The sequence below is a fragment of the Nocardioides sp. genome, from assembly GCF_036401255.1.
Lineage (GTDB): Bacteria > Actinomycetota > Actinomycetes > Propionibacteriales > Nocardioidaceae > Nocardioides.
On the sequence record NZ_DASWVI010000429.1, the window covers coordinates 1 to 21727 of the forward strand.

Here is a 21727-nt window from a genome sequence, read left to right on the forward strand (position 1 = left end):
AGGAGCACCGCGATCGCCGCCGCGACGCCGAGGCCGATCAGGAGTGAGAGCCGCTCCTCCGAGACCGGCCAGTCAGGCTCGGGACGGTGCACGGTGAGGCGGTTGGGTGGCATCAGGTCGGTCGCGACGGAGAGTGAGCCGTCGATGCCGATGATGTCGACGAGGATGTGGCGGCGCCCGGTGTCGGGGTCGGTCACCGACAAGACGTCGTTGTCGGCTGTCCCCGTGCGCACGAGCCAGCGCCCGTCCGCGATCCTGCCCAGTGCCTCGAGGCTGCCGGGACGAGGTCGCCCGGTACCCCAGGTGTGCAGCCCCCCGTTGCGCCACAGGACGGTGCCCCCGTCGTCGACCGACAGCGGAACGTCGCTGTTGCCGACGGCTCGGGTCTCGGCGTGCTGGGCGTCGGGTGCGATCCGGCCGAGGACCGCCCGGCCATGGCTGGCCATCGACATCCGGGTCCAGGTGTCCTGCGGCACTCCGGTGAACGCCAGCCAGGACCCGCCCGGTGACCACTCGATCCGGCTGATGACCGTGCCCTCCTTGCCCGGCACCGGCACCTGGCGCAGGTCGCCGGTCGTGAGGTCCACGACCCGGATCCCGCTCGGGATGGGCTCGGTGGTGGAGTCTGCTCCGAAGACGGCGTACCCGTAGGCCAGCTCCCGCCCATCGGGGGACAGCGCGACCACCGGGCTGTCGAGTCCGACGGCGGAAGCCCAGTTGTTGCCGACGAAGTCGGGGAGGTCCAGCAGGTGGTAGCGGCCATCGGCTGCGCCGACGACCACGGGGAGACCCTGGTAGGTCACCCATGCGGCCGCGCCCACGCCGACGACGGTGGGGTCGTCGGTGACCTCGTCGCGCATCCAGGAGCCGTCGTTGTCGCGGTCCGACATCCGCTCGGGGACGGCGTAGAGGTGGTCGGGGACACCGAGCGCGTCGGAGTCGGCGATCGGCGGCTCGGCACGGTGGGGCAGCCAAGTGACCGCGCCGATGACGAGAGCGACGGCGGCGGCAGCGGCGGAGAGCGCCAGGGCCCGGTCGCGGGTGCGGGCGCGACGGGCGCGACGCCAGGTGTCGGAAGGTACGTCGGCGACCGGCGCGCGATCGGCGATCCGCTGCAGCTCGTCATGGAGCGTCATGACGGCTCCCCCACCAGCTCGGCGAGCTCCGGGGCGAGCTGGCGCAACCGGGCCAGCGCCTGGCGGCCGATCGACTTGACCGTGCCCGGCCCGATGCCGAGGACGCCCGCGGTCTGCACCTCGGTCAGGTCCTCGAAGTAGCGCAGCACCAGCACCGTCCGCTGCCGGACGGTGAGCCGGCCCAGAGCCTCCTCGAGGGTGAGCCGCAGGTCCGAGTCGACCGGTCGCGCGGGGACGTCGTACGTCCCGAGCGCCTGCTCGCGGACGTGCCGGCGCTGCCGCCACCAGGAGACGTTCTGGGTGTAGAGGATGCGCCGGACGTAGGGCTCCGGATCACCCTCGATGCGGTGCCAGCTCTTCGCCGCCTTGAACAGCGCTGTCTGCACGAGATCCTCCGCGAGATGGGCGTCCCCGGTGAGGAGGTACGCCGTACGCGACAGGGCAGGGGTCCGCGCCACGACGAACGCGTGGAACGTGTCCTCGCTGGTGTCTGCTGGCACGGGTCCGAGCCCCCTTTCACCCCGTCCTACGCAACGTGGGTGTCGTTCGGGGGTCACCGGACGCCAGAGTCCTCGGCTCGAGCGTCAGAAGGCCCGACTCGAGTGTCAGAACTCCCGGATCAACGGGCGCGGCGGCCCAGGCGGTCGACGTCCATGATCACGACCGAGCGGGGCTCGAGGCGCAGCCAGCCGCGGGAGGCGAAGTCGGCGAGCGCCTTGTTGACCGTCTCGCGGGAGGCGCCGACCAGCTGGGCCAGCTCCTCCTGGGTGAGGTCGTGGTGGACGTGCACGCCGTCGTCGGCGGTGCGGCCGAAGCGGTCGGCGAGGTCGAGCAGCGCCTTGGCGACGCGACCCGGGACGTCGGAGAAGACCAGGTCGGCCACGACGTCGTTGGCCTTGCGCAGGCGGCCGGCGAGCTGGGCGAGCAGGCCGCGGGCGACCACCGGGCGGCCCTCGAGCCAGCGCAGGAGGTCCTCGTGGGAGAGCGAGCCGAACGTCGCGTCCGTGACCGCCGTCACCGTGGCCGAGCGCGGGCCGGGGTCGAACAGCGACAGCTCGCCGAACATCTGGCCCGGGCCCAGGATCGCGAGGAGGTTCTCGCGGCCGTCGGAGGAGGTGCGGCCGAGCTTCACCTTGCCGTCCAGCACGATGTAGAGCTTGTCGCCGGAGTCTCCCTCGTGGAACAAGACGTCGCCGCGGCGCAGCTTGCTCTCGGTCATCGAGGCGCGCAGCGCACTCGCGGCCTCGTCGTCGAGCGCGCTGAAGAGCGGAGCCTGACGGAGCACGTCGTTGTCCACGGGTTCCTCCTCAAGAATGGCCCGCTGCACACGGGATCCGCACTGATCCTATCCAGTGGGGAAGGTCACAGGAACAACCGCCCGGCGTATGTCGCCCTGCGGCGGCCGCCCCACGCTGGTCAGCAAGCCGCGGCGTCGGTGCCCCGCCGTACCCTTGGGCCGTGCCTGCCGCCTCCGAGACCCGCACCGGTCTGGTCCGCCGCGCCCGCAAGATCGACCGGGTGCTCGCCGAGACCTACCCCGACGCCCGGTGCGAGCTCGACTTCGACAACCCCTTCGAGCTCCTCGTCGTGACCGTCCTCTCGGCGCAGACCACCGACAAGCGCGTCAACGCGGTGCGGCCCACGCTGTTCGCGGCCTACCCCGACGCCAAGGCGATGGCCGCGGCCGACCGCGCCACCCTCGAGGGCATCGTCGGTCCGCTGGGCTTCTTCCGGGCCAAGACCGAGTCGCTGCTCAAGCTGAGCGCCGCGCTGGTCGAGCGGCACGGCGGCGAGGTGCCGCCCCGGCTCGAGGACCTCGTCCAGCTGCCGGGCGTGGGGCGCAAGACCGCCAACGTCGTGCTCGGCAACGCCTTCGGGATCCCCGGCATCACCGTCGACACCCACTTCGGCCGGCTCGCCCGCCGGTTCCGCTGGACCGAGGAGACCGACCCCGTCAAGGTCGAGCACGCGGTCGGCGACCTGTTCGAGAAGCGCGACTGGACGATGCTCAGCCACCACCTGATCTGGCACGGCCGGCGCGTCTGCCACGCGCGCAACCCCGCGTGCGGCGCCTGTCCGGTGGCGACGTGGTGCCCGGCGTACGGCGAGGGGCCGACCGACCCCGTCGCGGCGGCGAAGCTGGTGAAGACCGAGGGCCGCGCATGAGGCGACTCCTCCCGGCCGCGCTCGCCGCGGCGCTGCTGGTGCTGACCGCGTGCGACTCCGCGGACGTGCCCCAGCCGCCCGGCCAGGCCAAGGTCGACGTCGACACCCCGCAGCTGCGCGCCCTCAAGAAGCAGACCGGCATCGAGACCTGCGTCCCGGGCCCGGCCGACGGCGGCGGGCTGCCCGACCTGACCCTGCCGTGCCTGGGCGGCGGCCCCGACGTCGACCTGTCCACGCTGCGGGGGCCGCTCATCGTCAACCTCTGGCAGTCCTTCTGCCAGCCGTGCCGCAAGGAGATGCCGGCGCTGCAGGAGTTCTACGAGCGGCACGGCGACGAGGTCCCGGTGCTCGGCATCGACTCGACCGACACCCAGCCGGCCGCGGCGCTCGAGTTCGCCGGCGACCTCGGCGTCACCTATCCCCAGCTCGCCGACCCGGGCGGCGACCTGAGCAGCCGAGACCCCTTCCCCCTGATCCGGGGGTACCCCTACCTCGCGATCATCGACGCCGACGGCGAGATCGCCTATCAGCAGTTCGGTGGCGTCGACTCCTACGACGAGCTCGTCGGCCTGGTCGACGAGCACCTCGGGACCAGCCTGTGATCCCGGACTGGCTGGTGCCGGTGCGTGACGGCGCGGCCGCGATCTCCGCCGACCAGCTGACGAGGTTCACCCCGCCGCCGGGTGGCGACGCCCGGCGCGGTGCGGTGCTGATGCTGTTCGGCGAGGGTGAGCAAGGCGGCGAGCTGCTGCTCACCGAGCGGGCCCACGACATGCGCTCCCATCCGGGGCAGGTGTCGTTCCCGGGCGGCTCGATCGACCCCGGGGAGACGCCCGTCGAGGCCGCGCTGCGCGAGGCCGAGGAGGAGGTCGGGGTCGAGCCGGCCTCCGTCGAGGTCTTCGGGCGGCTCCCGGAGCTCTGGTTGCCGCCGAGCAACTTCGCCGTGACGCCCGTGCTCGGGTGGTGGCGCGAGCCCGGGTCGGTCGGCATCGTCAGCCGTGCCGAGGTGCACGCCATCCACCACGTGCCCATCGCCGAGCTGCTCGATCCCGAGCACCGGGTGACCGTGCGCCATCCCCGCGGCGGCTACCAGAGCCCGGGCTTCCTGATCGGCCCCGACCACGACGTCATCTTGTGGGGCTTCACCGGCGGCATCATCGCCCGGCTGTTCGACTTCCTCGGCTGGACCCGGCCGTGGGACGAGTCGCGCCTGCGCGACCTACCTCCCCACATGCTGCAGGATCGGCGTGGACGCGACGCCGACGACGACCTGCTGGACATCGAGGAGGAACACCGGTGAACCTCCTGGACTGGCTGCTGGTCGTCCTGGTCCTCGCCTACGCGCTCTCGGGCTACTGGCAGGGCTTCATCACCGGCGCGTTCGCGACCGGCGGGCTCCTCCTCGGCGGCCTGTTCGGTGTGTGGCTGGCGCCGGTCGCCCTCGGTGACGCGAACCCGTCGCTGATGGTCTCCCTGGGCGCGCTGTTCATCGTGATCCTCTCGGCGTCCCTGGGGCAGGCGGTGCTGCAGTTCGCCGGCGCCCGGATCCGGGCCAAGATCACCTGGCAGCCGGCGCGGGCGCTCGACGCCGTCGGCGGCGCACTGCTCAGCGCCCTCGCCGTACTCCTCGTCTCGTGGGCGCTCGGCGTCGCGATCTCGGGCTCCCGGATCGGCGGCATCACCCCGCTGGTGCGCAGCTCGACGGTGCTCTCCCACGTCGACGAGGTGATGCCCGGGGCCGCCGACGGCGCCCTGCAGGCGTTCAACGACGTCGTCGGCACCAGCTTCTTCCCGCGCTACCTCGAGCCGTTCGCCCCCGAGCGCATCATCGAGGTCGGGCCGGGACCCAAGCGGCTGCTCGAGGACCCCGACGTGGAGCGCGCCGGGGCGAGCGTCCTGAAGATCCGGGGCACCAACGAGTGCGGGCGTGGCGTGGAGGGGTCCGGCTTCCTGTACGCCGGCAACCGGCTGATGACCAACGCGCACGTCGTCGCGGGCATCGACGACCCCGAGGTGGTGGTCGACGACGACGCGGTGCCGGCGGACGTCGTCTACTACAACCCCGACATCGACGTCGCGGTGCTGTCCTTCGACAGCGGCGACCTGCCCGCGCTGCGCTTCGACCGGGATGCCGGAGCCTCCGACGGAGTCGCGGTCCTCGGCTACCCCCAGGACGGGCCCTACCACGTCGAGCCTGCGCGGATCCGCTCCGAGCAGCGGCTGCGCTCACCGAACATCTACGGCGACGGCGCCGTGATCCGCGAGGTGTTCTCGCTGCGCGGGCGGATCCTGCCCGGCAACTCAGGCGGACCGATCGTCTCCTCGGCCGGTGACGTGGTCGGGGTGGTGTTCGCGGCATCGGTCACCGACCACGACACCGGCTACGCGCTGACCGCCGGCCAGGTGTCCGCGGCCGCCGCCGCGGGGCTCAGCAGCTCCAGCCAGGTCTCGACGGGCGGGTGTGCGGGTTGAGCGGGCTGATGACCCCGTAGCCAACTGGGTCTCGACACGCCGATCGCGCGGCTGCGGTTCCTGAGGAGCCGAGGGACGAGGCGTCTCGAAGGGCGACCACCATCAGCGAGTCCGCTGACGCGTCCTCGCTATGCCTTGCCCTTGAGCGCCTTCGGGATCTCCCGGCCCTGCTCGATCGCCCGCTCGGGGGCACGGACCTGCTTGACCTTGCGGATGCCGACGAACACCAGCAGGCCCGCGAGCAGCAGGTAGAACCCGAACACGATGAGGAACGCCCAGTGCAGGGCGAGGCCGTCGCCGTTCCAGTTGATGAAGTAGGCGATCGCGACCGAGAGCATGATCACCGCGAGCACCGCGATGAACCCGGCCGCGGCGAAGAGGCCGATCCCGATGCCGCCCGCCTGGACGCTGACCTTCAGCTCGGACTTGGCGAGCTGGATCTCCTTCTGGATCAGCGTGGAGATGTCCCGGCTGGCGTCGTGGACCAGACGGCCGATGGTCGGGTCCTGGTCGTTCACCTGCTGGGTCATGTGCATCCCCCGGTCGAGTGGGTCAGTGACGGGACCGACCTTACCCACCGTGGGGCCCGGCGATGGCTCGGAGGTGGCTCAGAGGTAGCGCAGCCAGAGGTACGGGACGCACAGCGTGACGGTCACCGCGGTCACGACGAGGCCGTACTTGGTGAACTCCCAGAACCCGATGTGGTGCCCCTCGCGGTCGGCGAGCCCGAGGGCGACCACGTTGGCCGACGCGCCGACCGCCGTGGCGTTGCCGCCGAGGTCCGCGCCGAGCGCGAGGGCCCACCACAGCACGTGGCCCGCGCTGCCGTGGCCGGCGGCGAGGTCGGAGACGATCGGGCTCATGGTGGCGACGTACGGGATGTTGTCGACGATCGCCGACAAGACCGCGGAGCCCCCGAGCAGGACCATCGAGGCCAGGCCGAGGCGGCCGTCGGTCGCGTCTGCGGTCGCCTCCGAGACCTTGGAGATCACGTCGGTCTCGACGAGGCCGCCGACCATGATGAACAGTCCCGCGAAGAACGCCAGCGTCGGCCACTCGACGTCCGCCAGGGCCTCGGTGGTGTCGACGTCGGTGATCAGCAGCAGCAGCCCCGCGCCCAGGAGGGCGACCACCGAGGGCTCGTAGTGCAGCACCGGGTGCAGGACGAAGGCGAGTACGACGAGCGTCAACACCGCCAGCGACTTCACGAGCAGCCGCGGGTCCGTGATCGCCTCCCGCTCGTTGAGGCGCATCACCGACTCCGCCCGCTCGGCGTCGTAGGTGAACTCGGCGCGGAACAGCCACCGGCACAGGAGGCTGAACACGACCATCAGCACGACGACGATCGGCGCCATGTGGACCAGGAAGTCGTTGAACGTCAGATCCGCCCGCGCGGCGATGATGATGTTCGGCGGGTCGCCGACCAGGGTCGCGGCGCCGCCGATGTTCGACGCGAAGACCTCCGCGATGAGGAACGGCACCGGGCGCAGCCCGAGGCGCTGGCAGACCAGGAACGTGACAGGGGCGATCAGCAGGACCGTGGTGACGTTGTCCAGGAGCGCGGACGCGACCGCCGTCAGCACGCACAGCATCACCATCAGCGGGTAGGGGCGCCCGCGGGTCCGCTTGGCGGCCCAGATCGCGACGTACTCGAAGGCACCGGTGCGCCGGATGATCGAGACCATCATCATCATCCCGAGCAGCAGGAAGATGACGTTCCACTCGATGCCGGTGTGGTCGGAGAAGAACGCGTGCTCGCCGTCGGTGATGCGCAGCAGCAGCATCAGGGCCGCGCCGCCGAGGGCGACCTTGGTGCGGTGGACCTTCTCGGTGACCAGCAGCGCGTAGGCGCCGAGGAAGATGATGACGGCGGCGATGGCCACGGCGGCTCCTGAGGGGTCGAGACGACAATGCCGACCAGGCTTCCCGGCGCACCGCGACCGACCCTATCCCGGGCGCGCCGTCGGTTGTCGAGCCGGAGGGAGGGAGTGGGATAGCGTCGGCGGCGTGAAGGCACGCGAGCTCGCTCAGCCGCACCCGACCGTCGGTCTGCACAGTGGTGCGGTCGACGCCGCCAGGGTGCTCACCGAGGAACATCGGCAGGGCCTGATCGTCGTCGACGACCGGCGCCACCCGGTGGCCGTCCTGCCCGGCTGGCAGGTGCTGCGCCTGGTGATCCCGGGCTACATCCGCGACGACCCCAACCTCGCGGGCGTGGTCGACGACCAGTTCATCGAGCAGATGTGCGACGTGCTCGCCGACAAGACCGTCGCCGAGCTGATGCCCAAGGAGCTGCCCAAACTCCCGGTGGTCGGGCCGGACGACAGCGTGCTGGAGGTGGCCGCGCTGATGGCCTCCGAGCGCAGCGCGCTCGTGGCGGTGGTCGAGACCCCCGGGAAGTCCTCGCCGCTGCTGGGGGTCGTGACCCTGCCGACCGTGCTCGAGCAGCTCCTCCCGGGCCGGATCACCGGTCCCTGACGGCGGCCTGCTCCTCGAACAGGTCCGGTACGCCGTCGGCGTCGGTGTCGCGTTCCTCCGCCTCGCAGAGGCGGCGGTAGACCCGGTTGCGCAGGCGGAGCACGACGGCGGCGAGCGCCGCGGCGGCCAGCGACCCGACGAGGACGGCGACCTTCACGTGCTCCCCGAGCGCCGAGCTCTCGCCGAAGGCCAGCTCGCCGATCAGCAGCGACACCGTGAAGCCGATGCCCGCGAGCATCGCCATCCCGAGGACATCGACCCAGGAGAGCTCGTCGTCGAGGTCGGCGTGGGTGAACGTGTGCAGCAACCAGGTGAACACCACGATGCCGATCGGCTTCCCGAGGACCAGGCCGGCGACGATGCCGAGCGCGACCGGGTCGGTGAGGGCGCTCGTCAGCCCGTCCCAGCCGCCGACGGCGACGCCGGCGGCGAAGAACGCGAAGACGGGTACGGCGACGCCGGCGGACACCGGCCGGACCAGGTGCTCGAGGTGCTCGGCCAGGCCCCGGTCGCCGTGCCCGCCGGTGCGCAGCACCGGGACCGTGAAGCCGAGGAGCACGCCGGCGACGGTCGCGTGCACCCCGGACTCGTGGACCAGCATCCAGGTCGCGACGGCGAGCGGGAGGAGCAGCCACCAGGCGTGCACGCCGCGCTGCACGAGGAGCGCGAAGGCGGCGACCGGCAGCAGGGCCAGGCCGAGGTAGGCCAGCTCCAGGTGGCTGGTGTAGAACACCGCGATCACCGTGATCGCCAGCAGGTCGTCCACCACGGCGAGGGTGAGCAGGAAGGTCCGCAGCCCGGAGGGCAGGTGGGTGCTGATCACCGCGAGGATCGCGACCGCGAACGCGATGTCGGTCGCGGTGGGGATGGCCCACCCGCTCAGGTCACCGTCCCCGGCGACGTTGACGAGGGTGTAGACCAGTGCCGGGACGAGCATCCCGCCCACGGCCGCGACCACGGGCAGCGCGGCGCGTCGCGGGTCGCGCAGGTCGCCGGCGACGAACTCGCGCTTGAGCTCCAACCCGGCGACGAAGAAGAAGATGGCGAGCAGCCCGTCGGCCGCCCAGGCCCCCAGCGTGAGGTCGAGGTGCCACGACGCCGGCCCGACGCGGAGGTCGCGCAGGTCGGCGTACGACTGCGACCAGGGGGTGTTCGCCCACACGATCGCGATCGTGGCCGCGGTGATCAGCAGCAGGCCGCCGGTCGTCTCGGCGCGCAGGATGTTCGCGGTGCGGGAGGACTCGAGGAACGACCCGCGGGCGAAGAGCCGGGGTCGTCCGGCCCCGGGGGGACCGGCGTCGTGGGCCTGGTCGTGGGCGTGGTCGTGGGCGTGGTCGTGGGCGTGGTGGTCGGGCACGGCAGGACTCCTGGGGGTCGGCGGACGGACGTGCCGACCAGACTTCCCGGCTCACCGGGTCCCAGCCTACCGAGCGCATGGATGCCGAGTCGGCGCCAGTTTCCGGGAACTGGCGCCGACTCGGCATGGCCCCGCGGGAAACTGGCGCCGACTCGGCGTGGCCCCGCGGGAAACTGGCGCCGACTCGGCGTGGCCCCGCGGGAAACTGGCGCCGACTCGGCGTCGGATCAGTCCTCGGACCTGCCCTCGTCCTGCTTGGCCGAGATCAGGTCCATCACCGAGGAGTCGGCGAGGGTGGTGACGTCGCCGACCTCGCGGTGCTCGGCCACGTCGCGCAGGAGGCGCCGCATGATCTTGCCGGAGCGGGTCTTGGGCAGCTCGGGGACGATCATGATCTGGCGCGGGGTGGCGATCGGGCCGATCTCCTTGCGCACGTGCTGACGCAGCTCGGCGACGATGTCGTCGCCGCCGTCGCTTCCCCCAGAATCCAGCGCAGACTCGCGCAGGATCACGAACGCGCAGACCGCCTGGCCGGTGTCCTCGTCCTTGGCGCCGACGACCGCGGCCTCGGCGACCTTGGGGTGCGACACGAGCGCGGACTCGATCTCCGTGGTGGAGAGCCGGTGGCCGGAGACGTTCATGACGTCGTCGACGCGGCCGAGCACCCAGATGTCGCCGTCCTCGTCCTTCTTCGCCCCGTCGCCGGCGAAGTAGTAGCCCTGCTTGGCGAAGCGGGACCAGTAGGTGTCCTTGAACCGCTGGTCGTCGCCCCAGATGGTGCGCAGCATCGAGGGCCACGGCGAGGTGAGCACCAGGTAGCCGCCGGACCCGTTCGGGACCGGGTCGCCCTCGTCGTTGACGACCTCCGCGCCGACACCCGGGATCGGCGTCATCGCCGACCCGGGCTTGCCCGCCGTGACGCCCGGGAGCGGGCTGATCATGATCATGCCGGTCTCGGTCTGCCACCAGGTGTCGACCACCGGGGTGCGGTCGCCGCCGATGACGTGGCGATACCAGACGTAGGCCTCGGGGTTGATCGGCTCGCCGACCGAGCCCAGGATCCGCAGGCTCGACATGTCGTGCTTGTCGGGGATCTCGCGGCCCTGCTTCATGAACGAGCGGATCGCGGTCGGGGCCGTGTAGAAGATCGTGACCCGGTAGTCCTCGATGATCTTCCACCAGCGGCCACGCTCGGGGCTGTCGGGCGTGCCTTCGTACATGACCTGGGTCGCGCCGTTCGCGAGCGGCCCGTAGACCATGTAGGAGTGGCCGGTGACCCAGCCGATGTCGGCCGAGCACCAGTAGACGTCCGTGTCGGGCTTGAGGTCGAAGACCGCCCAGTGGGTGTACGACGTGCCCACGAGGTAGCCGCCCGTCGTGTGCAGGATGCCCTTGGGCTTGCCGGTGGTGCCGGAGGTGTACATGACGTAGAGCGGGTGCTCGGCGTCGAAGAACTCGCACTCGTGCTGGTTCGAGGCCGACCCGACCGCGTCGTGCCACCACACGTCGACGCTGTCGTCCCAGGCGACGTCCTGGCCGGTGCGGCGCACGACGAGCACCTTCTCGACCACGTCGGTCTTGGTGCGGGCCTCGTCGACGGCGGGCTTGAGCGCGGAGGCCGAGCCGCGGCGGTAGCCGCCGTCGGAGGTGATCACGACCTTGGCCTGGCAGTCGTCGAGCCGGGAGGCGAGGGCGTCGGCGGAGAACCCGCCGAAGACGACGGTGTGCGGGGCGCCGATGCGGGCGCACGCGAGCATCGCGACCACGGCCTCGGGGATCATCGGCAGGTAGATCGCGACCCGGTCGCCGGTGCGCACACCCAGGTCGGTCAGCGCGTTGGCGGCCCGGCAGACCTCGTCCTGGAGCTCGGCGTAGGTGATGTCACGCGTGTCGTCGAGCGGCTCGCCGACCCAGTGCAGCGCGACCTTGTCGCCGCGGCCGGCGGCGACGTGGCGGTCGACACAGTTGTACGCCGCGTTGATCCGGCCGCCCACGAACCACTTGGCGAACGGCGGGTCGTCCCAGTCGAGCACCCGGTCCCAGCGCTGGTCCCAGTCGAGCCGCTCAGCCTGCTCGGCCCAGAACGCCTCCGGGTCGGCGGCCGCCCGGTCGTAGGCGTCCGCCTTGAGGTTGGCGTCCGCGGCGATCTGCGCGGGCGGCTCGAAACGGCGGTCCTCCTTGAGGAGGTTGGACAGGGTCTCGTCGCTCACTTCTGCTCCTGTGCGTCGAACGGTTCGAATCGGACGGGGCAAGCACTGTGGTACGGGCCACACTAGTGCCGGCCGGAAACGTGGCCGGGTGCCCGGCGACAGGGGTCGCCGGGCACCCTTCCCCCGAGATGTGGTGCCGGTGTGTCAGTGCCGGACGGCCTGCTCGGCGCCCGCACCGGTGAAGGCGCGCACCTCGAGCTCGGTGAACCGGGCGGCGGTGTCCGGCTCGTCGGACGTCACGGTCCCGAGCCAGCCGAAGAAGAAGCCCAGCGGGATCGAGATGATGCCGGGGTTGCTCAACGGGAAGTACGACCAGTCGTGTCCGGTGAACAGTGCGGTCTCCGAGCCGGAGACCACCGGCGAGAAGAAGACCAGCCCGACGCTCGCGATCAGGCCGCCGTAGATCGCCCAGGTCGCGCCCCGGGTGTTGAACCGCCGCCAGAACAGGTTGTAGATCAGCGACGGGAGGTTCGCCGAGGCGGCGACCGCGAAGGCCAGCGCCACGAGGAACGCGATGTTGAGCTTCTGCGCCGGGATCGCCAGGGCGATCGCGACGCCGCCGATCACGAACGCCGAGATCCGGGCCACCCGCACCTCGTCGCGCTCGGTCGCCTTGCCCTTCTTGAACACGGTCGCGTAGAGGTCGTGGGCGACCGACGACGCCGAGGTCAGCGTCAGTCCGGCGACCACCGCGAGGATCGTCGCGAACGCCACCGCCGAGATCAGCGCGAGCAGCACCGCGCCGCCGGTGGTGCCGTCGCCGCCGCCGACGGCTTCGGCCAGCAGCGGAGAGGCGAGGTTGCCGCCCGAGGCCGCCACCTTGCTCCCGGCGCCGGTGTCCAGCAGCGCCGCGGCGCCGAAGCCCAGCGCGAGCGTCATCAGGTAGAAGGCGCCGATCAGGCCGATGGCCCAGAGCACAGAGGTGCGCGCCGCCTTGGCGGTCGGCACCGTGTAGAAACGGATCAGGATGTGCGGCAGGCCCGCCGTACCGAGCACGAGTGCGAGGCCCAGGCTGAGGAAGTCGATCTTCGACGTCGTGTCGATGCCGTACTTCAGGCCGGGCTGGAGGAACGCATCACCCTTGCCGGTGTTGGACGCGGCCGCCCCGAGGAGCTCGGAGAAGTTGAAGTCGAACTTCGCGAGCACCAGGATCGTGATCAGGATCGTGCCGCCCATGAGCAGCACGGCCTTGACGATCTGGACCCACGTCGTGCCCTTCATCCCGCCGACCGTGACGTAGAAGACCATCAGCAGACCGACGCCGATGATCGTGAGGTTCTTCGCCGACTGCGACTCGGCGCCGAGCAGCAGCGCCACGAGCGCGCCGGCGCCGACCATCTGAGCGAGCAGGTAGAAGATCGACACGACGACCGTCGAGGTCGACGCGGCGGTGCGGACGGGCCGCTGCCGCATCCGGTAGGCCAGCTGGTCGGCCATCGTGTAACGACCGGAGTTGCGCAGCAGCTCCGCGACGAGCAGCAGGGCCACGAGCCACGCCACCAGGAAGCCGATCGAGTAGAGGAACCCGTCGTACCCGTAGAGCGCGATCGCGCCCGAGATGCCGAGGAACGACGCGGCCGACATGTAGTCGCCGGAGATCGCCATGCCGTTCTGGAAGCCGCTGAAGGACCGGCCGCCGGCGTAGAAGTCGGCCGCGCCCTTGTTCTGCCGGCTCGCCCAGAACGTGATGCCGACGGTCAGCAGGACGACGCCGATGAACAAGATGGCGGTCAAGGTGTCCGAGCTCATCGCGCACCTCCACCGAGCCGGTCGTCGTACCGCTTCTCGAGCGCTCGCGCGATCGGGTCGACGTTGCGGTTCATGTAGCGGGCGTAGAGCCAGGCGATCGCGAACGTCGTCAGGAACTGCAGCAGGCCGAACAGCAGCGCCATGTTGATGTTGCCGGCGATGGTGGTGTCCATGAAGCCGGTCGCCCAGTTGCTCATGACGACGTAGAGCAGGTACCAGGCGAAGAACGCGACGGTCGCGGGGAACGCGAAGCCACGGTAGAGCTTGCGCAGCCGGTCGAACTCAGGCGTCGCGTGGAGCTCGTCATAGACGGGGTCGTGTCGATGGGCTTGGCCCGTCGACTGATCGAGGTCGGACACTGGAGGCACCCTTCTCCGTGAGGGATGTGATCGCGGTCACGGTAGGAGGGGCACGCCGTGCTTGATGAGAGGTGCGTCACGAGCGCGCGACGAGCGGCCCGGCGGGATCGGTGAGCGGTCGGTCGGGCGCGACGAGCGGTCGGCGCGGACGGGCGCCGTCCGCTGGACGGTGGTGAGGCGGTGAGCGCCGTGAGGCCGTGAGCGGAAGTTGACGTCGGCGGTACGCCGCCCTGCGTCGGGCGTTACCTGCGCTGCCGAGGGTGGGGCCATGACGACGACACGTGCGGGCCGCTGGATCGACGACTGGCGGCCGGAGGAGCCGGAGTTCTGGGAGAACGGCGGCCGGCAGGTCGCCCTCCGCAACCTGGTCTGGTCGATCTTCGCCGAGCACCTCGGGTTCTCGGTGTGGCTGATCTGGAGCGTCAGCTCGGCGTTCCTGGTCTCGATGGGGTTCAGCTACACCCCCCAGCAGCTGTTCCTCCTGGTCGCCCTGCCCAACCTCGTCGGCTCGCTGCTGCGGCTGCCCTACACGTTCGCGGTGCCGAGGTTCGGCGGCCGCAACTGGACGATGGTCAGCGCCGGGCTGCTGCTGGTGCCGACGCTCGGCTTCGCGGTCGCGGTGCAGCACCCCGGCACGCCGTTCTGGGCGTTCTGCTTGATCGCGGCGACCGCCGGTCTGGGTGGCGGCAACTTCGCGAGCTCGATGGCGAACATCAACTTCTTCTACCCCGCGGCCAAGAAGGGCGCGGCGCTCGGCCTCAACGCCGCCGGCGGCAACCTCGGCGTCTCGCTGATCCAGCTGTTCCTCCCGGTGATCGTCGGCGGCGCCGGCATCTTCGGACTCGTCAAGGCGGCCGACGGCGGCATCAGCCTGCAGCGCGCGGCCTACGTGTACGCCGGGCTCGCGGTCGTCGCGACCCTCGCGGCGTACCTCTTCATGGACAACCTGACCTCCGCGAGGTCCAAGCCCCGCGAGCAGCTCCAGGTCGTGAAGGAGCGGCAGACCTGGGTGATGGCGTTCCTCTACATCGGCACCTTCGGCTCGTTCATCGGCTACTCCGCGGCGATGCCGCTGCTGATCAAGCTGAACTTCTGGGTGGCCGACCCGGCGCCGCTCGGCACCGGCATCTACTTCGCCTACTACGCGTTCCTCGGCGCGCTGGTCGGCTCGGCCACGCGCCCGTTCGGTGGCTGGCTCGCCGACCGGTTCGGCGGCGCGCGGGTCACGCTCGCGGCGTTCGCCGCGATGATCGTGTTCACCCTGGCGGTGCTCTGGACGCTCACGCAGCTCACGCCCAACCCCGACCAGAGCGCCGTGATCGCCGAGGACAACCGGTCGTGGTTCCCGTGGTTCCTGGCGTTCTTCCTCTGCGTGTTCGCCGCCACCGGCATCGGCAACGGCTCGACGTACAAGATGATCCCGGCGATCTTCCGCACCCAGGCCGAGCGCGCCACACCGGCGGGCAGCGCCGAGCGAGCCGCGGCGCTGCACGCGGGCACCAAGAAGGCCTCCGCCGCGATCGGCGTCATCGGCGCCGTGGGCGCGATCGGGGGGTTCCTGATCCCGATCGCGTTCAGCTCGCCGTGGGTCGACCAGCCGATGGAGGCCACCAAGGGCGCGTTCGTCGCGTTCACCGCGTTCTACGTCGTCTGCGCGGTCGTGACCTGGGCGGTCTTCCTGCGCCGGCCGCACGAGGCGAAGGCGCACGTCAGCCTGGCCAACGCGGGCATCTGATGACCCACACCCACTGTCCCTACTGCTCGCTCCAGTGCGGCATGACGCTTGCCCGCACCGGACGCAGCCTCGAGGTGCAGCCCTGGCCGGAGTTCCCGGTCAACGAGGGCGCGCTGTGCCGCAAGGGCTGGACGGCGACCGCGCTGCGCGGTCATCGCGAGCGGTTGACGACACCCCTGCTGCGCGACCGGGAGAGCGGCGAGCTCCGCGCGGCCGGCTGGGACGAGGCGCTCGACCTCGTCGCCGGCCGGTTGCGCGAGTTGCGCGCCGATCTCGGCCCGGACGCGGTCGCGGTGTTCGGGGGCGGCGGGCTGACCAACGAGAAGGCTTACCAGCTCGGCAAGCTCGCCCGGGTCGCGATCGGCACCAGCCAGATCGACTACAACGGCCGGTGGTGCATGTCCTCGGCCGCATCGGCCGGCAACCGGGCGTTCGGGCTCGACCGCGGGCTGCCGTTCCCGCTCGCCGACATCGAGCACACCGACGTGCTCGTGCTGGTCGGGTCGAACCTCGCCGAGACCATGCCGCCCGCCGCACGCCACCTCGACCGGCTGCGCGAGAACGGCGGCCGCGTGGTCGTCGTCGACCCGCGTCGTACGCCGACGGCCGAGCGGGCCGACCTGTTCCTCCAGCCGGTGCCGGGCACCGACCTGCCGCTGGCGCTCGGGCTGCTGCACCTCCTCGACGCCGCGGGCGCGGTCGACGAGGAGTACGTCGCCGCGCGGACGACCGGCTGGGAGGAGGTCCGGCGCTCGATCGCCGCGTGGTGGCCCGAGCGGGTCGAGCGCGAGACCGGCGTCGAGACCGCGCAGCTCCGGGAGTGCGCCGCGCTGCTGGCCGGGGCCGAGCGGGTCACGGTCCTCACCGCCCGCGGGGCCGAGCAGCACGCCCAGGGCACCGACACCGTGCTCGCCTGGATCGACCTCGCGCTGGCGCTCGGCATGCCCGGCAAGGAGCACGCCGGCTACGGCTGCCTCACCGGCCAGGGCAACGGCCAGGGTGGCCGCGAGCACGGGCAGAAGGCCGACCAGCTGCCGGGCTACCGGATGATCGACGACCCGGCCGCGCGCGACCACGTCGCCCGGGTGTGGGGCGTGCCCGCCGACTCGCTGCCGGGCCCGGGACGCTCGGCGTACGAGCTGCTCGACGCGCTCGGCACCGACGGAGGACCCCAGGCCCTGCTGGTGTTCGGCAGCAACATCGTGGTGTCGGCGCCCAACGCCACGCACGTCACCTCGCGGCTTTCGGACCTCGACCTCCTCGTGGTCGCCGACCTCGTGATGAGCGAGACCGCGGCGCTGGCCGACGTCGTCCTGCCGGTCACGCAGTGGGCCGAGGAGACCGGCACGATGACCAACCTCGAGGGCCGGGTGATCCTGCGCGAGCGGGCCGTCGCCCCGCCCGAGGGCGTGCGCACCGACCTCGAGGTGATCGCCGGTCTCGCCTCGCGTCTGGGGTCCCCGGTGGAGTTCTCGACCGACGCCGAGGAGGTCTTCGCCGAGCTCGGCCGCGCCTCGAGCGGCGGGCGGGCCGACTACGCCGGCATCACCTACGACCGGATCCGCGCCGAGCGTGGTGTCTTCTGGCCGTGCCCCACGGCCGACCACTCCGGCACGCCGCGGCTGTTCGGCTCGTCGTTCGCCACGCCCGACGGGCGCGCGCGGTTCGTCGCGGTCGAGCACCGCGGCCCGGCCGAGCCCACGGACACGGCGTACCCGGTCCACCTCACGACCGGCCGGGTGCTCGCGCAGTACCAGTCCGGCGCCCAGACCCGCCGGGTCGCGGAGCTGCCCGACGACGGCCCGTTCGTCGAGCTGCACCCGATGCTGGCGGACCGCATCGGCGCGTACCACGGCGAGCCCGTCGTCGTCACCACGCGCCGCGGCGAGCTGAAGGCGCCCGCGCGCATCGTGACCACGATCCGCCCGGACACGGTGTTCGTGCCGTTCCACTGGGTCGGCGCCAACCGGCTCACCCACGACGCGCTCGACCCGGCCAGCAGGATGCCGGAGTTCAAGGTGTGTGCCGCGGCGGTGGGCCTCGATACGCCCTCGCTCGTCCCTCGCGAGGGCTACTCGACCACCGACCCCGCGACGCCCTCGACCACCGACCCCGCGACGCCCTCGCTCGTCCCTCGCGAGGGCTACTCGACCACCGAACCCGGGATCGTTGGTCGAGTAGCGAGCGCCAGCGAGCGTATCGAGACCCCGGCATGAGCGGCGGCGAGCGGATCGTCGTCGTCGGCGCGGGCATGGCGGCGACCCGGCTGGCCGAGTGGCTGGCCGGCACGCACGACGTCACGCTGCTCGGCGACGAGCAGCACCCGCCGTACAACCGGATCCTGCTGTCGGCGGTGCTCGAGGGCACCCACGACCCGGCCGCGATCGCGATGTCGGTGCCGGACGGCGTCGACCTCCGGCTCCGTGCACGGGTCGTGGAGATCCACCGCGCGGAGCGCGAGGTCGAGCTCGCCGACCGCAGCCGCGTCCCCTACGACCGGCTGGTGCTGGCCACCGGCAGCATCCCCACGCTGCCGCCGATCCGCGGCCTCGTGCGCGTGGACGGGCGCCTCGACGGCCGGGTGCACGCGTTCCGCAGCCTCGACGACTGTCGGCGGCTGGAGCGGGCCGTGCCGGGCGCACGCAACGCGGTCGTCGTCGGCGGCGGCCTCCTGGGGGTCCAGGTCGCGCGCGCTCTCGGGGTGCGCGGCCTGGACACCGAGGTCGTCGAGGGCGGCGACCACCTGCTGCGCAGCCAGGTGGACGCCAAGGCCGGGGCGATCCTGGCCCGCGACCTCGGCCGCCTCGGCACCCGTGTCTACACCGGGGCGCGTGCGGTGCGGCTCACCGACGCCGGGCTCGTGCTCGACAACGGCTACACCCTCGAGACCGATCTCGTCGTGCTCACCGCCGGCGGTCGGCCCTCGACCGCGCTCGCCCGCCGCGCCGGGCTCGACGTACGCCGTGGCATCGTCGTCGACGACCGGTTGTGCACCTCCGACCCCCGCATCCACGCGATCGGCGACTGCGCCCAGCACGGCCAGCAGGTCACCGGGTTCGTGCCACCGGCGTGGGAGCAGGCCGGCCTGCTGGCGCGGCGCCTGCGTGGCGAGGACGTTGCGTACGCCGGCAGCCGCAACGTCGCGAGGCTGCGGGCGACCGGGCTCGATGTCGCGGTGCTCGGCGACCCCGAGCACACCGACGGCGAGGTCGTCGAGATGTCCAACCCCGTCGCCGGCAGCCACCGCAAGCTCGTGCTGCGCGACGGTGTGATCGTCGCGGCCACCCTGGTCGGCGACCTCTCCCGGATCGGGCTGATCACCCAGCACTACGACCGCGGCACCGTGCTCGGCCGCCACGAGGCCGGCGCCCTGCTGACGGCGGAGCGCGCCGCCGCGCCCGTCGTCCTCCCCGACGACGCGGAGGTCTGCGCCTGCGCCGGCGTCAGCGCCGGCCGGATCCGCGCCTGCGCGTCGTTCGACCAGGCCCTTGACACCACCCGCGCCACCACCGGTTGCGGCGGCTGCACCACCGCCGTCCGCGAGCTACTCAGAGAAGGAGCCCTCGTATGAACACCCCGCGACGTTCTTCGCCTCCCCCGCTTCGCTCCTCCGCCGAACAACGTCGCGGGGACCCCAAAAACATGAGCCCCCACCTCCGCAAGAAGCTGGTCGTCGTCGGCCACGGCATGGTCGGCCACCGGTTCGTGCAGGCCGCGATCGAGCGCGGCCTCACCGAGACCCACGACGTCGCCGTGATCGGCGAGGAGCGGCGTCCGGCGTACGACCGGGTCGCGCTGACGTCGTTCTTCGAGGTCGGTGCCAAGGCGCTCAGCCTGCTGCCGCAGGGGAGGTACGACGACCCGCGCGTCACGCTGCGCACGGGTGTGGAGGTCGTCGCGGTGTCGCCGCGGCTGCGGATCGTCACGCTGAACACCGGTGAGGACCTGCACTACGACGAGCTCGTGCTGGCGACCGGGGCCTACCCGTTCGTGCCACCGGTGCCGGGCAAGGACCTGGACAACGTCTTCGTGTACCGCACCATCGAGGACCTCGAGGCCATCCGCAAGGCCGCCAAGCGGGCGAAGAGCGGCGCGGTCGTCGGCGGCGGCCTGCTCGGGCTCGAGGCCGCCAACGCCCTGAGCCAGCTGGGACTGCAGACCCACGTCGTCGAGCTCGCACCGCGGCTGATGGCGGTCCAGATCGACGCCGCGGGCGGCCGGACCCTGAGCCGCCACGTCGAGCAGCTGGGCCTGAGGGTCCACACCGGCGCGATGACCGAGGCGATCCTCGGCACCGACAAGGTCACCGGGATGGCGCTCAAGGACCGCAAGTCGCTCGACGTGGACCTCGTGGTCTTCTCCGCGGGCATCCGGCCGCGCGACTCCCTCGGCCGGAGCGCCGACCTGGCGGTCGCCGAGCGCGGCGGGATCCTGGTCGACGAGCACTGCCGCACCAGCGACGAGCACATCTACGCGATCGGCGAGTGCGCCGCTCCCGGCGGGGTGATGTACGGCCTGGTGGCGCCCGGCTACGCGATGGCCGAGGTCGTCGTCGACACGCTGCTCGGCGGGGCGGGGGAGTTCACCGGCGCGGACATGTCCACCAAGCTCAAGCTCCTCGGCGTCGACGTGGCGAGCTTCGGTGACGCGCACGCGACGACCGAGGGCGCGCTCGAGCTCGTCTACTCCGACGCCGTCGCGGGGGTCTACAAGAAGCTGGTCATCAGTGAGGACGGCCGCCGGCTGCTCGGCGGGATCCTGGTCGGCGACGCGTCGGCGTACGGCGTCCTCCGCCCGATGGTGGCCTCGGGCATCGCGCTCCCGGAGACCCCCGAGGACCTGATCCTCCCGGCCGGGCGCTCCCTGACCGAGATCGGGCTGCCCGACGAGGCGCAGGTCTGCTCGTGCAACGACGTCACGAAAGCCCAGATCCTCGCGGTCGTCGGTGAGGGCGGGACCTGTGACAGCGCCTCCTGCGTCACGAAGTGCACCAAGGCCGGCAGCACCTGCGGCTCCTGCAAGCCCGTGGTGAAGAAGGTCGTCGAGGAGTTCTTCGCGGCGAGGGGCTTGGTGGTCGACAAGAGCCTGTGCGAGCACTTCTCGCTGACCCGGCAGGAGCTCTTCGACGTCGTCGCGGTGCACGGCTACACGCGGTTCGACGACATCATCGAGGCGCACGGCCGCGGCCGCGGCTGCGACATCTGCAAGCCGACGGTCGCCTCGATCCTCGCCTCCCAGCTCAACGGACACGTGCTCGAGGGCCCGACCCGCACGCTGCAGGACACCAACGACGCCTACCTCGCGAACATCCAGCGCAACGGCACCTACTCCGTGGTCCCGCGCATCCCCGGCGGCGAGATCACGCCGGAGAAGCTGATCGTCATCGGCCAGGTGGCGCAGGAGTTCGGCCTCTACACGAAGATCACCGGCGGCCAGCGCATCGACCTGTTCGGCGCCCGCATGGAGCAGCTGCCCGCGATCTGGCGGCGGCTGGTCGACGCCGGCTTCGAGTCCGGGCACGCCTACGGCAAGTCGCTGCGCACCGTGAAGTCGTGCGTCGGATCGACCTGGTGCCGGTACGGCGTGCAGGACTCGGTCCAGCTCGCGATCGACCTGGAGCTGCGCTACCGCGGCTTGCGGTCGCCGCACAAGCTCAAGGGCGGCGTCAGCGGCTGCGCCCGCGAGTGCGCCGAGGCGCGGGCCAAGGACTTCGGGGTGATCGCGACCGAGAAGGGCTGGAACCTCTACGTCGGCGGCAACGGGGGCGCGACGCCCGCCCACGCCCGGCTGCTGGCCGGGGACCTCGACCGGGAGACGCTGATCCGCTACCTCGACCGGTTCCTCATGTACTACATCCGCACCGCCGACCGGCTCCAGCGCACCGCACCCTGGATCGACTCGCTCGACGGAGGGCTCGACCGGGTCCGCGAGATCGTCGTCGACGACGCCCTCGGGCTCGGCTCGGAGCTCGAGGCCGCGATGGCCCGTCACGTCGACTCCTACTTCGACGAGTGGAAGGCCACGATCGACGACCCCGACAAGCTCGCCCGGTTCGTCTCGTTCGT

General features: G+C 71.7%; 18 protein-coding genes. 9 read left to right on the forward strand and 9 right to left on the reverse strand.

Annotated features, from left to right (window positions below; genetic code table 11):
- From VGD85_RS19665 to VGD85_RS19675, 3 genes are all read right to left on the reverse strand, one after another.
- A partial coding sequence (locus tag VGD85_RS19665; RefSeq protein WP_331065124.1) for a hypothetical protein occupies nucleotides 1-1136 on the reverse strand: 1136 nt, incomplete at its 3' end.
- Nucleotides 1133-1636 carry a SigE family RNA polymerase sigma factor gene (locus VGD85_RS19670; RefSeq protein WP_331065125.1) on the reverse strand — a complete coding sequence of 168 codons (504 nt, stop codon included), beginning with the start codon at nucleotides 1634-1636 and terminating at the stop codon, nucleotides 1133-1135. The genes VGD85_RS19670 and VGD85_RS19665, both read right to left, overlap by 4 nt.
- A gap of 119 nt (nucleotides 1637-1755) precedes the next feature.
- Entirely contained in the window at nucleotides 1756-2433 is a 678-nt protein-coding gene (locus VGD85_RS19675) for a Crp/Fnr family transcriptional regulator (protein WP_331065126.1), read from the reverse strand.
- Between the two features lie 161 nt (nucleotides 2434-2594).
- On the opposite strand from VGD85_RS19675, the gene nth reads away from it, so the two are divergent.
- Genes nth through VGD85_RS19695 form a run of 4 tightly spaced genes read left to right on the forward strand, consistent with a single transcriptional unit; the run spans nucleotide 2595 to nucleotide 5774 of the window.
- Nucleotides 2595-3302: an endonuclease III gene (gene nth, locus VGD85_RS19680; protein ID WP_331065127.1), complete on the forward strand. Its 708-nt coding sequence runs from the start codon at nucleotides 2595-2597 to the stop codon at nucleotides 3300-3302.
- Nucleotides 3299-3904 (forward strand): TlpA disulfide reductase family protein, encoded by a 606-nt coding sequence (locus VGD85_RS19685; RefSeq protein ID WP_331065128.1) that lies wholly within the window; start codon nucleotides 3299-3301, stop codon nucleotides 3902-3904. Before nth ends, VGD85_RS19685 begins: the two co-directional genes overlap by 4 nt.
- Nucleotides 3901-4602: a CoA pyrophosphatase gene (locus VGD85_RS19690; protein WP_331065129.1), complete on the forward strand. Its 702-nt coding sequence runs from the start codon at nucleotides 3901-3903 to the stop codon at nucleotides 4600-4602. The genes VGD85_RS19685 and VGD85_RS19690 overlap by 4 nt, the downstream gene beginning before the upstream one ends.
- A complete protein-coding gene (locus VGD85_RS19695; protein ID WP_331065130.1) occupies nucleotides 4599-5774 on the forward strand; it encodes a MarP family serine protease in 1176 nt (391 codons plus the stop codon). The genes VGD85_RS19690 and VGD85_RS19695 overlap by 4 nt, the downstream gene beginning before the upstream one ends.
- Before the next feature lie 128 nt (nucleotides 5775-5902).
- On the opposite strand, the gene VGD85_RS19700 is transcribed toward VGD85_RS19695, so the two are convergent.
- Nucleotides 5903-6304 carry a phage holin family protein gene (locus VGD85_RS19700; RefSeq protein ID WP_331065131.1) on the reverse strand — a complete coding sequence of 134 codons (402 nt, stop codon included), beginning with the start codon at nucleotides 6302-6304 and terminating at the stop codon, nucleotides 5903-5905.
- A gap of 78 nt (nucleotides 6305-6382) precedes the next feature.
- The gene (locus tag VGD85_RS19705; protein WP_331065132.1) at nucleotides 6383-7657 is read right to left on the reverse strand and encodes an ArsB/NhaD family transporter; all 1275 of its coding nucleotides are present in this window, start codon (nucleotides 7655-7657) and stop codon (nucleotides 6383-6385) included.
- Nucleotides 7658-7781: 124 nt separating this feature from the next.
- Between VGD85_RS19705 and VGD85_RS19710 the strand changes: the two genes are divergently transcribed.
- Complete coding sequence (locus VGD85_RS19710) at nucleotides 7782-8252, forward strand: CBS domain-containing protein (RefSeq protein WP_331065133.1); 471 nt, start codon at nucleotides 7782-7784, stop codon at nucleotides 8250-8252.
- Here the strand turns inward: VGD85_RS19710 and nhaA are convergent.
- The 4 genes from nhaA to VGD85_RS19730 form a co-directional block, all read right to left on the reverse strand.
- Nucleotides 8239-9609 (reverse strand): Na+/H+ antiporter NhaA, encoded by a 1371-nt coding sequence (gene nhaA / locus VGD85_RS19715; protein WP_331065134.1) that lies wholly within the window; start codon nucleotides 9607-9609, stop codon nucleotides 8239-8241. The two genes, VGD85_RS19710 and nhaA, sit on opposite strands and share 14 nt — an antisense overlap.
- 227 nt (nucleotides 9610-9836) lie before the next feature.
- Complete coding sequence (gene acs, locus VGD85_RS19720) at nucleotides 9837-11819, reverse strand: acetate--CoA ligase (protein ID WP_331065135.1); 1983 nt, start codon at nucleotides 11817-11819, stop codon at nucleotides 9837-9839.
- 144 nt (nucleotides 11820-11963) lie between these two features.
- Entirely contained in the window at nucleotides 11964-13568 is a 1605-nt protein-coding gene (locus VGD85_RS19725; protein WP_331065136.1) for a cation acetate symporter, read from the reverse strand.
- The gene (locus VGD85_RS19730; protein WP_331065137.1) at nucleotides 13565-13927 is read right to left on the reverse strand and encodes a DUF485 domain-containing protein; all 363 of its coding nucleotides are present in this window, start codon (nucleotides 13925-13927) and stop codon (nucleotides 13565-13567) included. Before VGD85_RS19730 ends, VGD85_RS19725 begins: the two co-directional genes overlap by 4 nt.
- Before the next feature lie 268 nt (nucleotides 13928-14195).
- Between VGD85_RS19730 and VGD85_RS19735 the strand changes: the two genes are divergently transcribed.
- From VGD85_RS19735 to nirB, 4 genes are all read left to right on the forward strand, one after another.
- Nucleotides 14196-15662 carry an MFS transporter gene (locus VGD85_RS19735; RefSeq protein ID WP_331065138.1) on the forward strand — a complete coding sequence of 489 codons (1467 nt, stop codon included), beginning with the start codon at nucleotides 14196-14198 and terminating at the stop codon, nucleotides 15660-15662.
- Nucleotides 15662-17878 carry a molybdopterin oxidoreductase family protein gene (locus VGD85_RS19740; protein WP_331065139.1) on the forward strand — a complete coding sequence of 739 codons (2217 nt, stop codon included), beginning with the start codon at nucleotides 15662-15664 and terminating at the stop codon, nucleotides 17876-17878. Before VGD85_RS19735 ends, VGD85_RS19740 begins: the two co-directional genes overlap by 1 nt.
- A complete protein-coding gene (locus tag VGD85_RS19745) occupies nucleotides 17875-19233 on the forward strand; it encodes an FAD-dependent oxidoreductase (protein WP_331065140.1) in 1359 nt (452 codons plus the stop codon). Before VGD85_RS19740 ends, VGD85_RS19745 begins: the two co-directional genes overlap by 4 nt.
- Before the next feature lie 71 nt (nucleotides 19234-19304).
- The coding region (gene nirB, locus VGD85_RS19750) for a nitrite reductase large subunit NirB (protein ID WP_331065141.1) at nucleotides 19305-21727 on the forward strand (2423 nt) is incomplete at its 3' end.

Bases quoted from the DNA above. Each gene is read 5' to 3' on its own strand.
- VGD85_RS19740 (WP_331065139.1), top strand. From the start codon at position 15,662: ATGACCCACACCCACTGTCCCTACTGCTCGCTCCAGTGCGGCATGACG.
- VGD85_RS19685 (WP_331065128.1), top strand. From the start codon at position 3,299: ATGAGGCGACTCCTCCCGGCCGCGCTCGCCGCGGCGCTGCTGGTGCTG.
- VGD85_RS19725 (WP_331065136.1), bottom strand. From the start codon at position 13,568: ATGAGCTCGGACACCTTGACCGCCATCTTGTTCATCGGCGTCGTCCTG.
- VGD85_RS19700 (WP_331065131.1), bottom strand. From the start codon at position 6,304: ATGACCCAGCAGGTGAACGACCAGGACCCGACCATCGGCCGTCTGGTC.
- VGD85_RS19735 (WP_331065138.1), top strand. From the start codon at position 14,196: ATGACGACGACACGTGCGGGCCGCTGGATCGACGACTGGCGGCCGGAG.
- VGD85_RS19745 (WP_331065140.1), top strand. From the start codon at position 17,875: ATGAGCGGCGGCGAGCGGATCGTCGTCGTCGGCGCGGGCATGGCGGCG.